This is a genomic window from Providencia manganoxydans (assembly GCF_016618195.1).
GTDB lineage: Bacteria > Pseudomonadota > Gammaproteobacteria > Enterobacterales > Enterobacteriaceae > Providencia > Providencia manganoxydans.
On the sequence record NZ_CP067099.1, the window covers coordinates 3,235,740 to 3,250,724 of the forward strand.

Here is a 14,985-nt window from a genome sequence, read left to right on the forward strand (position 1 = left end):
TTAAAGCATAAACACTTTTAGCGTCATCATGATGGCACTGCATACAATAAGTAACAGTGTAATATATTGGAAAGTGCGTTCAGATAATGTCACCAGCAAATGTTTCGCCAATGGCATTACGAGTAATGCCCCTGCACATAAAATGAGTGCCAATTTTAAATCAGTGTGACCGTCCTGCGCATAAGCTAACGCAGAAGATCCTGATAAAACCGTGGTAACAACAATTGACGTACCAATAGCTTGCTTAATATTTAACTGCATATAACGTAACAGCATCGGCAATACCACAACACCGCCCCCCACACCTGTCGCACCTAATACAATACCCGCAATAACCGCAGGCACTGCCATTGCACGTAATTGGCTCTCTTTAATGGCTATTTTTTTAATTGGATTGGCAAAAAACATACGATGAATAAATAAGTACAGAGAAAAAATAATTGCCACCGCAACCAACAAATTAATCCCCCATTCAACCTGTTTTTCATATTGCGGAATGCTTCCCAACCAAGTCACCAATAAACTCGATAAAAATGTACTTGGCAACATAATTGCCAATACAATAAATGCGCCTTTTAATGGAATATTGCCTAATCGAAAATGCATATATGACGAAGAGACTTTCATCAACATGGATAAGAAGTTTGCTGTGGCCACCGCGGCTAATGCATTGAGTCCAAAAAAATAGGTCAGTATCGGTAAAACAATCACACCACCACCGACACCTGTGGTGCTAATAATCAAGCCAATCAATGCTCCGATGGCTAACTCAGTTAAAATCATTAGGTTTTATCCTGCCCGGGTTACGGCTTGCCGTGCTTTGTGTAATGCAATATCTGCATCTTCATTGGCGAGGGTTAAATACTTAAAAAATAGTGTATCAAATATGACCATTTGCAATACTTGTGGCGTGATCACACCAAGCTGGGAGTGCTGTTCATCATAGAAATAAGGCAAAGTATAATCAGCAAGGCGCGCTGCTTCATCTTGCCCAAAACGGGTTAATGCGACAGTCGTACAACCACTTTCATGAGCTGATTTCAGCATATAATTGATATCAGGGGTATTGCCCCTTGCAGTGACAGCGATTGCTAAATCACTTGCATTCAAGTTTGCCGAATAACCGAGTTGAACATGCAGGTCAGGACTAAACAACGCATGTTTATTCACACGGATCAATTTAAGAAAAATATCATTAGCCACAATCGCTGAAGATCCGATCCCAAATACTACAACCCGTTTTGCTTCAACAATTTTTTGTGCGATTGCATCCACCGTCAACGGCTCTAGTAATCCCACTGATTTTTCAATTGCCGTAATAAACATTTGCCCTGATTTAGCGATAATCTGAGCCGTATCATCATTACGGCTCAGATTGCCATACAAACTCTCGGCTTTGTGCTGCTTTTCATCGGATAAGTAATCAACTTTAAATTCAGGATAGCCACGGTAACCCATTTGGCGCGCAAAACGGATAACTGAAGCGCTGCTTACCCCAGCAGCTTGAGCAAGTTCAGCTGCATTCATCGAAACAATGCTATCACGACTTTCGAGCAAAAAATGGGCGATACGTTGCTCGGTGCCTTTGCCTCTGGTCAATAAACTTTCCAATTTTACCGTCAGTGTTGACATGGCTATTCCTTATTATTATTTTTCTGGATCGTTGAAGCCTATTATCATACTGGCAATGAAACCGACAATCCATGCGCCAGCTACCGCAATCAGAAAATCAAGAATTTGCCCATCTCCAACTAACGGTATTAATGATAAGCCAGCCGTTCCAAACGGAATAATAATCCCCACATGGAAGAAGGCCATTAATGCCCCACCAGCGGCACCACCAATACAGCCAGCAATAAAAGGTTTACCTAGCGGTAATGACACACCGAACAATAATGGTTCGCCAACCCCAAAGATCCCCACAGGTAAAGCACCAACTAAGGTTTTTTTCAGGCGTTGATTTTTAGTTTTCAGGAATACCCAGAAACAAGAACCGACTTGCCCCATTCCTCCCATCGCTAAGATTGGGAATAGGTAATTTAAGCCAAAAGTTTGCAAAATTTCAGCATGAATGGGGATCAAGCCTTGATGCAAACCTGTAAGTAATAAAAATAGGAAGCTGCCACCTAAAATGCCCCCTGTCACCACTGCGCCACCTCCACTGTTTAGCAATGCAACAGAAACGCCTTGAGACAAGATTTGGTTGAGATAATGCCCCGCAGGTTGGAACACAATCAAAGCCACCATAGCTGACACTAAAATGGTCACAAATGGCGTTACGATAAGATCGAGGCTCTCTTTAATGATACTTCTAAACCACACTTCAAATTTAGAAGAGAATACCACCACCATCAGTACAGCAAAGATCCCGCCACTGTTTGGCTGTAATTTCTCACCAAATAATGTGATATCGGCCAAGCCAGGCATCGCTAGCAGCCCTGCCATAACCGCACCAATTGAGGTTGATGCCCCTAATTCTTTCGCGGTATTCACACCAATCATGATAGAGAGATAGGTAAAAACGGCGCTACCGATCAATTTCAATAATTTAAACAGTTCAGGGAACTGCTCCACCACACCCGGTGCGACTAGACGCACAATATTAATCAGCCCCATAATGAGACCACAACCAATCAACGCAGGAATAGTTGGTACAAAAATAGCAGCAAGTGTGTTTAACATGCGACGAATTGAAAACGGTTTTTTCTCGGAACTAGCAGCAATGCTACTTTCATTCGTCAGGTCACTACCCTGCATTCTTTTATTCATTACCGAAAAAACTTTAGCCGCGGTTCCCATCCCCACAATGACTTGTTGTTGTTCACCATTAAAGACAACGCCTTTCACACCTTCGACTTGTTTCAGAGCCTCTGCATTGAATTTGCTATTGTCTTTTAAAACTAAACGAATACGTGTCATACAATGAGTCAACGTCACCACGTTTTCGAATCCACCCGCCTGTTTTTCTATTTCTTTGGCGAGTACTTCCAGATGTTCTATCTTGTTAGCCATATAATTTCCCCAGTATTGACGTTACTCGCGGTAGCTATTCAGCATCAGATCCAAACTACTATTTGGATTTTTCTGAACAATATCAGTCGCTTGCTGTGCATTAATATTAAGTTCATACATTAAAATTGCGCGTCGTGGATGATAATCCACTTGCTTTAACAACTCTGCGGCTGTTTGCGTATCGATCTGGCACACTTCCCCAACAATTCTTTCGGCACGGCGCAGCAATTTGATATTATTTGCCACCACATCAATCATTAAATTAGTGTGAATTCGCCCTAAACGCGCCATCACACAAGTGCTGAGCATACCTAAAATCATTTTTTGTGCCGTACCACTTTTCATTCGTGTCGAGCCAGAAAGCACTTCAGCTCCCACATCAGGAGCAATCGCATATTGTGCAAGCTCACTTAGCACACTATGACCTCGTGTGGTGATAGCCACCGTCAGTGCACCTAATTGATTGCCATACTCAATCGCTGATAAGGTAAAAGGCGTTCGTCCACTCGCTGCAATACCAATAATCACATCTTTTTCGCTTGCACCACGCTGTTTAAGCTCTTCAACTGAGGCTTCAACAGAATCCTCAATATTTTCAACCGCTTTTAACATCGCGGCCTGTCCACCCGCAATAATCGATTGCACTAATTCAGGCGATGTACCAAATGTTGGGGGGCATTCAGCGCTATCGAGGACAGCAAGTCGTCCGCTAGTTCCAGCTCCGACATAAAATATCCTCCCTCCTTGCTTTAAGCGCTCTGCAATCATATCAACCACATTGGCGATTTCAGGTAACACTGCCTGTAGAGAGGCAGCGACCGTGCTATCAGCTTGATTAATCTCTGTTAGCATGGATAAGGTGTCTAAACGCGAAAACTGCAACGTGTCTTGATTGAGCTCATTTTGCAAGCAATCACTGAGTGTATTTTCGGTTACTGACATGACATCACCTCAAATGAAATTAAATTTCACAAAAAATTACTACTAATGAATTTTTATTTCAATTAAAATCATAGCAACGTTATCATTTGTATTGGTTTACGTGATCAATTTCACATCATTACCTGATATCGGGAAAACGATTAGGCTGTGAAAAAGCACGCTGTCCCTCCCTTCCTTTTATTACTTATCCGAAATTTTCATTTAAGAATGTTTGAGATCTCAGTCACGAGTTATTAATGAATTGTTAATTTTTTTGTGATCTAAGCGCTTTTTCTTTTCTTTTTTGTCACAACGGATTTGCTTAACCAAATGATCTCATCTATTAATACAATTCATATCAACTAACGATACAAATTAATAACAAGATTATTTCGCAGCCTAAAAAATTAAATTTAGACAATCAGGCTGAGATTAATAACACTGGAGAAACAGTTATGTTGAGTATCCTAGGCATTGTTCTTTCCCTACTGATGTTGATGTATTTTGCATATCGGGGCGTGAGTGTATTGATTTTAGCGCCAATACTGGCTCTGTTTGCCGTTATGATGAGCGGTGAGGTTTCTCAGCTATTTGGTGTCTACACACAAGTCTTTATGACGGGGCTAGGCGGCTACGTCGTAAAATATTTTCCATTATTTTTACTGGGTGCCGTATTCGGAAAATTGATGGATGACTCAGGTTCAGCGCAATCCATCGCTTATTCGCTGGTGAGAAAGTTGGGGGGACATCGCGCCCTGCTAGCGGTTGTGATCACCTGTAGTATTTTAACTTACGGTGGCGTCTCACTATTTGTCGTTGGTTTTGCCATTTTCCCTATTGCCGCCGCTATTTTCCATGCTGCTGCTATACCCAAACGCTTGATCCCCGGCGCTATTGCTCTCGGCTCACTCAGTTTTACCATGACAGCATTACCGGGCACACCAGCCATTCAAAATACCATCCCAATGCCTTTCTTTGGAACTGATGCCTTCGCCGCCCCAGGTTTAGGGTTGATTGGCTCAGCGGTCATGTTTGCCGCAGGTTATGGTTGGCTAAGCTATCGAGTGCGTAAGGCGAAACATGCCGCAGAGGGATACGGTGATACCTATCATGCTCCTGAAAAGCCTACCGATGATGAACATCGCCATCTACCCGCACTTTGGAAGGCTCTATTACCCATCATATTAGTCGTTTCTTGTAACTACTTGCTTAGTAAGGTGATCCCTTTAATGGATACCGCATATCTTTCAGAAGACAAATACGGTAACACGGCTCTCAACAGCGTTTTAGGATTATGGGCGATCATTGGTGCATTAGTTCTGTCCTGCGTCACCATCATTATTTTAAATTGGTCACGTTGGAAAAATCTCAAAGAAACCATGAACAAAGGGGTTATGGGTTCTTTACTGCCTATCTTTAATACCGCATCGGAAGTGGGTTATGGCGCCGTTATCGCTTCTCTTGCTGCCTTTGCCGTGATCAGTAATTACTTATTGAGCATTTCCGCAGGTAACGTACTGATTTCAGAATCCATTGTGATCAGCATGCTAGTGGGTACAACAGGATCGGCTTCTGGCGGTTTAAGTATCGCACTGAGCATGATGGGCGAACATTTCTTACAAATGGCTGATGCTGCGGGTATCTCACCTGAATTATTACATCGCGTCGCTGCAATGGCATCAGGTGGTTTAGATACCCTACCGCACAATGGTGCTGTTATTTCATTATTGGCGATTTGTGGCCTGACCCACAAACGATCTTATTTCGATATTTTTATGGTGACCGTTGTTGGCAGTGTGCTGGGGCTCATTGTCGTCATCAGCCTCGGATCACTATTTGGCTCATTCTAAAAGGAAATCATTATGTCTACGATTGTGCTACCCCGAACACTGGAAATTGGTCATGATTCAATCAAACGTTTACCAAATGTTTTACAAGGTCTAAAGAGTAAAAAACCCCTAATTGTCACCGACAATATGATGGTAAAACTAGGTTATCTCAATAACTTACAAACTATTTTGTCTCAAGCAGGTATTGAAAGTGACGTTTATTCAGATACGGTTCCTGAACCAACTGCGGCGTCTATCCAAGCAGGTATAGAAAAAGTCAGAAGTGCTGATTTTGATTCAGTCATCGCATTAGGGGGTGGTAGCCCAATTGACAGTGCCAAAGCAATTGCCGTTATTGGCAAACTCGGCGGTGTCATCAATGAATACCGTTTTCCACGTCAAGTTGAAGAACAGGGGTTGCCGATTATTGCCATTCCAACCACAGCAGGAACAGGCTCTGAATGTACTCGAGTGACTATTATTACTGATGAAAAAACGGATGAAAAATTAATGTGTATGGGCACAGGTTTTATGCCTACTGCCGCAATCGTTGATTACAACTTAACCCTCAGCGTACCAGCAAGAACCACCGCAGACACTGGTATTGATGCAATGACACACGCTATCGAAGCCTATGTCAGTCGTAAAGCCAATCTCTATTCAGATAGCCAAGCGCTATGTGCCATGAAACTGATCGGGCCAAACCTACGAAAAGTCTACCATGATGGTAATGACAAAGTGGCACGAGAGGCGATGATGCTAGGCTCTACGCTCGCTGGCATTGCATTTTCTAACGCTTCGGTTGCATTAGTTCATGGCATGAGCCGCCCTATTGGTGCATTTTTCCATGTTCCACATGGTTTATCGAATGCCATGTTGCTCCCTGCTGTAACCCGTTTTTCATTAGAGTCAGCCAAGCAACGTTATGCCGTCTGCGCACGTACCTTAACATTTGCACAAGAAACAGACAGTGATGATGTGGCTTGTGAAAAACTGATCAACACCCTTGTCGAACTCAATCGCGAACTCTCCGTGCCAACACCAGCCGAGTTCGGCATTGATAAACAGCAATTTTTCTCGGTAGTCGAGACCATGGCAAAACAAGCAGAAGCGTCTGGCTCTCCTAACAATAACCCCCGGATCCCGACTATTGAAGAGATGGTTGCTATCTATACCCAACTTTGGAATTAAGCAGGAGAAATACTATGAGTATCGTTGGACACTTTATTAATGGCGCAAGCAATGAAACCCATTCACGCTTGCAAGATATTTATAACCCAGCGACGGGTGAAGTCAGTCGCCAAGTTGCCATTGCCCCCAAAACAACCGTAGAAGACGCTATCAGTGCAGCCCATGCCGCATTTCCTCAATGGCGTGATACGCCTCCGATGAAACGTGCACGCATTATGTTTCGCTATAAGCAATTGCTGGAAGAAAGAGCCGATGAAATTTGCCGTTTAATCGGCCAAGAGCACGGCAAAATCGTTCATGATGCAGCCGGTGAATTGCAACGTGGTATTGAAAACGTTGAATATGCCTGTGGTGCACCAGAGATCTTAAAAGGCGAATTCAGTAAAAACGTCGGCCCTGGCATTAATTCATGGAGTGATTTCCAACCTCTAGGCGTAGTTGCGGGGATCACACCTTTTAACTTTCCTGCCATGGTACCGCTTTGGATGTATCCACTCGCCTTAGTTTGTGGTAACACATTTGTGCTTAAACCCTCAGAGCGCGACCCTAGTGCAACCCTATATATCGGTCAGCTATTAAAAGAAGCAGGGCTACCTGACGGCGTATTTAATATTGTTAATGGTGATAAAGAAGCCGTAGATACCTTATTAACGGATAAACGTGTTAAAGCGGTGAGTTTTGTTGGCTCTACACCTGTTGCTCAATACATTTATGCAACTGCAACCGCTAATGGCAAACGCTGCCAAGCGCTTGGTGGAGCTAAAAACCACGCGATTGTTATGCCAGATGCGGATATGGAAAACGTGGTTAATTCACTGTTAGGTGCCGCTTTTGGCTCTTCTGGTGAACGTTGTATGGCGCTATCGGTGGCTGTCGCTATCGGTGATGACATTGCTGATGAGTTGGTTAGCCAACTGAAAGATAGAATGTCATCACTAAAAATGGGCGTTTACAGTGATAAAAATAACGATTTTGGCCCTGTGATCACCCGTGAACATCAACAAAAAGTATTCGGACATATCACTAGCGCAGAGCAACAAGGTGCGACTATCGTTGTCGATGGCCGTAAAACACAAGTCAGTGGTTATGAAAACGGCTTCTTTGTTGGCGCAACACTCATCGATAATGTGACGACACAAATGGATAGCTATCAGGCTGAGATTTTTGGCCCTGTGCTACAAGTGATCCGTGCTAAATCCATGCAAGAAGCGATGGATATGATTGATGAACACGAATACGGCAACGGGACTTGTATTTATACGCGCGATGGTGAAGCGGCAAACTACTTTGCTGATTACATTCAGGTAGGAATGGTCGGGATCAATATTCCACTCCCCGTTCCGGTGTCTTACCACAGCTTTGGTGGATGGAAAAATTCGCTATTTGGTGATTTACATGCCTATGGCCCTGATGGTGTACGTTTCTATACTCGCCGCAAAACGATCACACAACGTTGGCCATCAGCTAACCTGCGTGAAGGCGCTGAATTCTCCATGCCAACCATGAAGTAACTTACCTGCGCTTCTCTCTGATCAAGGGAAGCGCGCTCATTTCCCCAATAGATTTCTTGATTCGCGCCTGCGATAATGCCAACATAACCAAAAATTTATGTTAAGAGAAACCGCATATTGAATACGCAGCATGATAAAAGTTCAGCCGTAACACGAGTTTTGGCGATCCTTGAACATATTGCCAAATCAGATAATCCTCTTTCACCTGCTGACATTGCCCATGATTTGGCGATCCCCAAACCAACTGTTCACCGCCTACTTGCTCAATTGAAACAAGATGGCTATTTGCAAATGAATTTGCGTGGGCTCTGGGAACCTGGTAACCGCTTTTTTCAAATATCACAAGGCGTTTGGAATAGTGTTCGCTTTAAATCCGCACGCCAAGTCATTCTCAGAACACTTGCCAATGAAATCAATGAAACCTGTGGGATATCCGTACCCAATGGGTTAGAAATGCTGTATTACGAAAGAATTCAAGCCAATTGGCCTTTACAAATTAATCTACCTGAAGGTAGCCGTACACCTTTATGGTGCACCGCCAGCGGCAAATTGTATCTTGCTAGTCTCAGCGAATCTAAACGGCAAAGCTTACTAAAAGCACTTCCTATTCATCAAATGACCCGCAATACATTAGTTGATATGTTTGAACTGAATGCGCAAATTGATAAGATTGCACACATGGAAATCAGTACAGATAATGAAGAGTTTATTGATGGCATGGTGGCTTGTGCAGTTCCCGTTAAAGATGAAAAAAATCGATTAATTGCTTGTATTTATACCCATGCTCCGGCAATTCGCACACCGCTCGAATCACTACTAGAATTCGTGCCCGTGATGCAAAAATCAGCACAAGCCCTCAGTCATCTCGAATATTGTTAATCCATTGACAGGATTTTACGTTGCTCGACTTGCGTCACCAATTTAAGTCAAGTAGCCTTACTATTACGACTATTAAAAATTTAGGCTAGGACAATGCGGAAACGTCTGCTTTATGGTCTGATCATCATTTTAGGGATAGCGTTAGCAACGATTATTTTACTTGACCGTTGGATAGCTTGGGACACCGCTCCGTATATTTATGAAAATGTCGAAGAGCTTCCCGCGCGTGATGTTGGGATGGTATTAGGTACCTCTAAATATTATGCATCTGGCGCAAAAAACTTATATTACAGCTATCGGATCCAAGGCGCTGCTGATGCCTACCACAGTGGCAAAGTGAAATATTTGCTACTCAGTGGTGACAATGGCGCTCATAGCTACAATGAACCCATCAATATGCGTAAAGACCTAATTAACGCAGGTGTTCCTGCATCAAAAATTGTGCTTGATTTCGCTGGGTTTAGAACACTGGATTCAGTGGTACGTACCAAAAAAGTCTTTGATACTGATAACTTTACTATTATCACTCAGCGTTTCCATTGTGAGCGGGCATTGTTTATTGCAAAACATAAAGGGATCGATGCTCAATGTCTTGCGGTTCCAACACCAAAAGCGATGTTTAAAGTGAGAGTGCGCGAGGTATTTGCTCGTTTAGGTGCGTTAGCAGATCTCTATATTTTAAATCGAGAACCTAAATTTTTAGGGGAACAAGAGTCGATCCCCGCCCCGATAAAAATGCCCGAGGGGATTAAAGGCTACCCAGCGGTCTCACCAGATGAAATAAGCAAAAACTTTTAATTTGTTTCAAGGTAACCAATATCATTTGGTTACCTGATTAACTTTAACGCAAAACAACATATAAGCGATCGGTTAACTTACGCCATAGCCATTCTATCGGCCCTTGGTTAAAAAACCGTAACCAGCAATAAGAAAATAGCATGTTAACTAACCAAATCGGCACAATAAATCCCAGTAATTCACTCCGTGAAAAAGAATTAAAATAGCCTAAATGATAAAAAATGGTAGTACAAATCAGTGTTTGCAATAAGTAATTCGTGAGAGCCATGCGACCAATAGATTGTAAGATTTTTGCCATTAAACGACCTTCAATCGTCTGCCAAAAACCATAAACTAAGGCGATATAACCGAGGGATTGTAACGGTATCATCAATTCATTAATGATATAGCCCACGATTGATGTTGAAAAATAACTCCATCCAAATCGACTCTGCAAATACAGAGACACTAGCTGTACCAATAAGGCGGGAAAAATGAATATTAATGCCATGCGTCGATAATGCTGAGTACTAAATCGCCCTTGTAGCCAACCATTACGCAATAGTAGAAATCCTACGATCATCAGCCCCAATAATTGCCAACCATACTGAATGAATAACATTTCAATCATATTCCAAACAGATTGCGCTCTATAGGTTAGCCCTACCATCCCCCCCGTTGTTTTTTGTAATAACTCGAAGAGGGCTTGTTCATCAGAAACAATCCAAAAATCATTGGCATCGATTAAGCTACCCAATACAAACAAAATCATCAGGCCAATGACATAAATAGCACAGGCAATCTTAAGTAAACTGTATTCACTTTTTTGATAAAACAATAATACTGCAACCAGCCCTGTTAATGCATAGGCCAGCAAAATATCACCTTCCCAAAATCCAACACCATGAATAATACCGAAAATAGCTAATATCACGAGACGACAGGCATTCCATCGTTGCCCTCGCTGATGCAATAACGCTAATGTGGCACCAAATAAAATTGAGAAAATGGCTAGGAATTTACCTTGAACCAACAGGTTGAAAATCACCCAAATAGTGATATCAGGTGTCTCTACAGATGAGGTGTAAACGGGATTCATATATGCCATTTGCGGCAACGCAAATCCAAAAATATTCATTAATAGAATACCAAGAATTGCTATGCCGCGAACTGCATCAAGACAATAAATACGCCCTTGAGACTCAGGCGATACTGTTGCTGCCATCATAAGTTATTGATGACGTACCGCACGCAAAAACTCTTGGCGGGTATTTTGGCTCGATTTAAATAATCCACCTAAGGAAGTCGTGGTTGTTGCACTGGTTGCATCACGAATACCACGCGCTTTCACACAATAATGCACTGCATCAATACATACCGCGACATTATTGGTATCCAATAAGGTTTGTAATGCGACTAAAATTTGCTGCGTCAGACGCTCTTGTACCTGTGGGCGCTGTGAGAAAAACTGCACGATACGATTAATCTTTGACAGGCCGATCACTTTATCTTTTGGAATATATGCAACTGTCGCTTTACCGTCAATAGTGACAAAATGATGCTCACAAGTGCTAGTCAGGGTAATATCACGCACCGTAACCATTTCATCAACCTTCATTTTATTTTCAATGACGGTAATTTTAGGGAAGTTGGCGTAATCTAAACCTGAAAAAATTTCATCAACATACATTTTAGCAATACGTTTTGGTGTATCCGCTAAACTGTCGTCCGTTAAATCTAAATTCAGTAACTTCATGATCTCTGTCATGTGCCCTTCAATCAGTTGCTTACGCTCTGCGCCTGATTTAGGCTGAATGCGTAATGGGGTTTCTAACCCTCTAGCTTCCAACGCAGCATGAACCAGCTCGGCTTCTTTACTCAGAGATGACATTCGATTCTCCACAAACGGTATATACTCGTCATACTTCAAGTTACAGTGTTGTTGACTTCGTTCACTCGCACTAGCCACCCACTGCTATGGGCTCCTAGCGACTCACTGGTCGCCTAACTGTAACTTGAATTATTTAAAGCATAACGATTTTTATAAATATAAAATTGCAGGTGTGCGCGTACTCTAAAACAGCAAGTCTAGATAATCCAGCGTTACATCTGTCGATCATATGAAATATTTGCATGCAAAAATGTTCATTTCTTCACGACCATTTTTGCTATCACTATGGATATATCATTATTTAACTATAATTAATAACATAATTGCAGTCATCTCGTTTATTCAGTGCAGCAATAGTTCAAAATCGCACAATCCGACTAAACGTTATTATTCGTCAATATCTACTCATTCACCCAATGCGTTATCTCTGACATAATAAGCAGCACAACACGATTTAAGCCTCAATGGCAAAGTAAAATTATAGGGGTAATATAATAATGGATATGTGTCATACCGCAGGGCTAATTTCACTGGAGCAGGCATTAGAAAAACTTTTTTCACAAACACAAACCATCACCTGCTCAGAAACTATTCCACTCACTGACGCGACACAGCGCATAGCTGCAACCGATATTATCTCTCCGATCAATGTTCCGCCATTTGATAACTCTGCAATGGATGGCTATGGACTGCGTTTTAGTGAATGGGATGGCAAAACGCCGATGCCAATAGCAGGTAAATCCTTCGCTGGGCAGCCTATGCAAGGTGAACTTCCTCAAGGTAGCTGTGTTCGTATCATGACCGGTGCCCCCATTCCTCATGGGGTTGATACCGTGATCATGCAAGAAGAGGCCGAAGAAACAGCACAAGGGATCCTGTTTACAGGGACCGTAAAAAAAGGCAGCAACATACGCCGTGCGGGCGAAGATATTGCTAAAGGTAGCAGTGTGATCCCAGCAGGAACCTTACTTTCTACCGCACAATTACCGCTGATTGCCTCATTAGGGGTGTCCACTGTGAATGTTTATCGCCGCTTAAAAGTTGCCGTATTTTCAACGGGCGATGAGCTGCAAGCTGTTGGTTTGCCACTAGCTGAAGGTCAAATTTATGATACCAACCGTTTTACGGTTCGCTTGATGCTTGAAAAACTGAACTGTGAAATTATCGATCTTGGTGTGATCCCTGACTCTCCTGAAAAACTGAAGCAAACGTTTATTGAAGCTGATAAGCAAGCCGATTTGGTGATCAGCAGTGGTGGCGTCTCTGTTGGTGAAGCCGATTACACAAAACAAATCTTAGATGAACTCGGCCAAATTGGTTTCTGGAAGCTAGCGATTAAACCGGGAAAACCATTCGCATTTGGTAAACTGAGTTCAGCGTGGTTCTGCGGGCTACCGGGAAATCCTGTCTCAGCCGCATTAACTTTCTACCAATTAGTGCAACCATTGATTGCTCGCCTAGCAGGACATAGTCAGTGGAAAGCCCCTGCGCGATTTAAAGTTCCTGTCACAACACCTTTAAAGAAAAGCCCTGGCCGTCTTGATTTCCAACGCGGCGTGCTTAGTGTTGATAATCATGGCCAGCTACAAGTCGCAACAACTGGCCACCAAGGCTCTCATGTTTTTAGCTCATTTAGTCAAGCCAACTGCTTTATTGTGTTGGAAAGAGAGCGAGGTCGAGTCGCTGCCGGTGAGACCGTTGATGTAGAAATGTTCAATTACTTACTGAAAAGTGAATAGCTATTGTGCAAGAGTTAACTGATACAGAAATGCTGCGCTATAACCGCCAAATTATTTTGCGTGGATTTGATTTTGACGGGCAAGAAAAACTCAAAGACAGTAAAGTGCTGGTGATTGGTTTGGGTGGCTTAGGCTGTGCAGCAACTCAATATCTTGCCGCTGCGGGGGTGGGTCAGCTGACCCTCGTAGACTTTGATACGGTCTCTTTATCTAATTTACAGCGACAAACGTTGCATCGAGATGCAACGATTGGACAACCTAAAGTCGATTCGGCTAAAACACAGCTTGCTGCGATCAATCCTCATATTAATATTACCACGATTTATGCCCAACTCGATGATCAGCAGCTTGATGAACTGATTAAAAATCATCAGGTAATTTTAGATTGTACTGATAATGTCGCAATACGTGAACAACTTAATCGTTTGTGTTTTAGACGTAAAATTCCATTAGTTTCAGGCGCGGCCATCCGTATGGAAGGGCAATTATCCGTTTTTACCTATCGCGATGATGAGCCTTGCTACCACTGTTTAAGCCGCTTGTTCGGCGAAAATAGCTTAACTTGTGTAGAAGCAGGGGTAATGGCACCACTGGTTGGTACCATTGGTACCTTAGAGGCGATGGAAACCATAAAATTATTAACTCAGTATGGCAGAGTGAATGTAGGTAAAGTGCTATTCTTTGATGCCATGACGATGGAATTTCGCCAATTCAAACTGATGAAAGATGTCGATTGCGAAGTGTGTGCTCGCTGATCAAAGTTAAGAATAATCCTAAAAACTGGATTGTTTTTGCTTTAACCTTATACTATCCCCTTTCGTGGTGGCTCAACAACCTTCAGTCACCCTTTTTAGATAAGTAACTGAGAGTATTTAATATGCAATTCCCTCCTTGCCCAAAATGTCAGTCTGAATACACCTATACTGATAACGATATGTATATTTGCCCTGAGTGTGCGCATGAATGGAATGATGCCGAACCCGTTGTAGAAAGTGATGAATTGATCGTTAAAGATGCCAATGGCAACTTGCTGGTAGATGGCGATACTGTCACTGTCATCAAAGATCTCAAAGTAAAAGGCAGTTCATCAATGTTGAAGATTGGTACTCGAGTGAAAGGCATTCGCTTGGTCGAAGGCGATCACAATATCGATTGTAAAATTGATGGTTTCGGTCAAATGAAACTGAAATCTGAGTTTGTTAAAAAGAACTAATTAACAACCCGTTAAAACAAAA

At 42.5% G+C, this 14,985-nt stretch carries 14 protein-coding genes; 8 read left to right on the forward strand and 6 right to left on the reverse strand.

Translation table 11 applies throughout. The features are described from left to right. The 4 genes from JI723_RS14650 to murQ are packed head-to-tail and all read right to left on the reverse strand — an operon-like array spanning position 1 to position 3,954. On the reverse strand, positions 1–783 hold the full coding sequence (locus JI723_RS14650) for a sulfite exporter TauE/SafE family protein (protein WP_272581050.1): 783 nt from the start codon (positions 781–783) through the stop codon (positions 1–3). A gap of 6 nt (positions 784–789) precedes the next feature. Beyond that, positions 790–1,632, reverse strand: coding sequence for a MurR/RpiR family transcriptional regulator (locus tag JI723_RS14655; protein ID WP_140180604.1), 843 nt, complete (start codon positions 1,630–1,632; stop codon positions 790–792). Positions 1,633–1,647: 15 nt separating this feature from the next. Then, the gene (locus tag JI723_RS14660) at positions 1,648–3,012 is read right to left on the reverse strand and encodes a PTS transporter subunit EIIC (protein ID WP_319068758.1); all 1,365 of its coding nucleotides are present in this window, start codon (positions 3,010–3,012) and stop codon (positions 1,648–1,650) included. Between the two features lie 21 nt (positions 3,013–3,033). Continuing rightward, complete coding sequence (gene murQ, locus JI723_RS14665) at positions 3,034–3,954, reverse strand: N-acetylmuramic acid 6-phosphate etherase (RefSeq protein ID WP_319068756.1); 921 nt, start codon at positions 3,952–3,954, stop codon at positions 3,034–3,036. Positions 3,955–4,388: 434 nt separating this feature from the next. On the opposite strand from murQ, the gene JI723_RS14670 reads away from it, so the two are divergent. The 5 genes from JI723_RS14670 (at position 4,389) to sanA (ending at position 10,141) form a co-directional block, all read left to right on the forward strand. Continuing rightward, positions 4,389–5,783, forward strand: coding sequence for a GntP family permease (locus JI723_RS14670; RefSeq protein WP_140180608.1), 1,395 nt, complete (start codon positions 4,389–4,391; stop codon positions 5,781–5,783). 12 nt (positions 5,784–5,795) lie between these two features. After that, positions 5,796–6,953 (forward strand): iron-containing alcohol dehydrogenase, encoded by a 1,158-nt coding sequence (locus tag JI723_RS14675; protein ID WP_180355045.1) that lies wholly within the window; start codon positions 5,796–5,798, stop codon positions 6,951–6,953. Between the two features lie 14 nt (positions 6,954–6,967). Beyond that, on the forward strand, positions 6,968–8,464 hold the full coding sequence (locus JI723_RS14680; RefSeq protein ID WP_272581053.1) for a CoA-acylating methylmalonate-semialdehyde dehydrogenase: 1,497 nt from the start codon (positions 6,968–6,970) through the stop codon (positions 8,462–8,464). Between the two features lie 117 nt (positions 8,465–8,581). Further along, positions 8,582–9,343, forward strand: a complete 762-nt coding sequence (locus JI723_RS14685) for an IclR family transcriptional regulator (protein ID WP_081335822.1) — start codon at positions 8,582–8,584, stop codon at positions 9,341–9,343. Between the two features lie 93 nt (positions 9,344–9,436). Further along, positions 9,437–10,141 (forward strand): outer membrane permeability protein SanA, encoded by a 705-nt coding sequence (gene sanA, locus JI723_RS14690; RefSeq protein ID WP_070924975.1) that lies wholly within the window; start codon positions 9,437–9,439, stop codon positions 10,139–10,141. Positions 10,142–10,184: 43 nt separating this feature from the next. On the opposite strand, the gene yeiB is transcribed toward sanA, so the two are convergent. Beyond that, positions 10,185–11,345: a DUF418 domain-containing protein YeiB gene (gene yeiB / locus JI723_RS14695; RefSeq protein ID WP_319068798.1), complete on the reverse strand. Its 1,161-nt coding sequence runs from the start codon at positions 11,343–11,345 to the stop codon at positions 10,185–10,187. Between the two features lie 6 nt (positions 11,346–11,351). Then, positions 11,352–12,011, reverse strand: a complete 660-nt coding sequence (gene folE, locus JI723_RS14700) for a GTP cyclohydrolase I FolE (RefSeq protein ID WP_070924976.1) — start codon at positions 12,009–12,011, stop codon at positions 11,352–11,354. Between the two features lie 497 nt (positions 12,012–12,508). Between folE and moeA the strand changes: the two genes are divergently transcribed. From moeA to JI723_RS14715, 3 genes are all read left to right on the forward strand, one after another. Then, entirely contained in the window at positions 12,509–13,750 is a 1,242-nt protein-coding gene (gene moeA, locus JI723_RS14705) for a molybdopterin molybdotransferase MoeA (RefSeq protein WP_272581054.1), read from the forward strand. A gap of 29 nt (positions 13,751–13,779) precedes the next feature. Continuing rightward, positions 13,780–14,505 (forward strand): molybdopterin-synthase adenylyltransferase MoeB, encoded by a 726-nt coding sequence (gene moeB / locus JI723_RS14710; RefSeq protein ID WP_337979971.1) that lies wholly within the window; start codon positions 13,780–13,782, stop codon positions 14,503–14,505. A gap of 122 nt (positions 14,506–14,627) precedes the next feature. Further along, positions 14,628–14,963 (forward strand): zinc ribbon domain-containing protein YjdM, encoded by a 336-nt coding sequence (locus JI723_RS14715; protein WP_070924978.1) that lies wholly within the window; start codon positions 14,628–14,630, stop codon positions 14,961–14,963. Positions 14,964–14,985 lie beyond the last annotated feature (22 nt).

Bases quoted from the DNA above. Each gene is read 5' to 3' on its own strand.
- sanA (WP_070924975.1), top strand. From the start codon at position 9,437: ATGCGGAAACGTCTGCTTTATGGTCTGATCATCATTTTAGGGATAGCG.
- JI723_RS14650 (WP_272581050.1), bottom strand. From the start codon at position 783: ATGATTTTAACTGAGTTAGCCATCGGAGCATTGATTGGCTTGATTATT.
- moeA (WP_272581054.1), top strand. From the start codon at position 12,509: ATGGATATGTGTCATACCGCAGGGCTAATTTCACTGGAGCAGGCATTA.
- JI723_RS14660 (WP_319068758.1), bottom strand. From the start codon at position 3,012: ATGGCTAACAAGATAGAACATCTGGAAGTACTCGCCAAAGAAATAGAA.
- folE (WP_070924976.1), bottom strand. From the start codon at position 12,011: ATGTCATCTCTGAGTAAAGAAGCCGAGCTGGTTCATGCTGCGTTGGAA.
- JI723_RS14715 (WP_070924978.1), top strand. From the start codon at position 14,628: ATGCAATTCCCTCCTTGCCCAAAATGTCAGTCTGAATACACCTATACT.
- moeB (WP_337979971.1), top strand. From the start codon at position 13,780: ATGCTGCGCTATAACCGCCAAATTATTTTGCGTGGATTTGATTTTGAC.
- JI723_RS14670 (WP_140180608.1), top strand. From the start codon at position 4,389: ATGTTGAGTATCCTAGGCATTGTTCTTTCCCTACTGATGTTGATGTAT.
- JI723_RS14655 (WP_140180604.1), bottom strand. From the start codon at position 1,632: ATGTCAACACTGACGGTAAAATTGGAAAGTTTATTGACCAGAGGCAAA.
- yeiB (WP_319068798.1), bottom strand. From the start codon at position 11,345: ATGGCAGCAACAGTATCGCCTGAGTCTCAAGGGCGTATTTATTGTCTT.
- murQ (WP_319068756.1), bottom strand. From the start codon at position 3,954: ATGTCAGTAACCGAAAATACACTCAGTGATTGCTTGCAAAATGAGCTC.
- JI723_RS14675 (WP_180355045.1), top strand. From the start codon at position 5,796: ATGTCTACGATTGTGCTACCCCGAACACTGGAAATTGGTCATGATTCA.
- JI723_RS14680 (WP_272581053.1), top strand. From the start codon at position 6,968: ATGAGTATCGTTGGACACTTTATTAATGGCGCAAGCAATGAAACCCAT.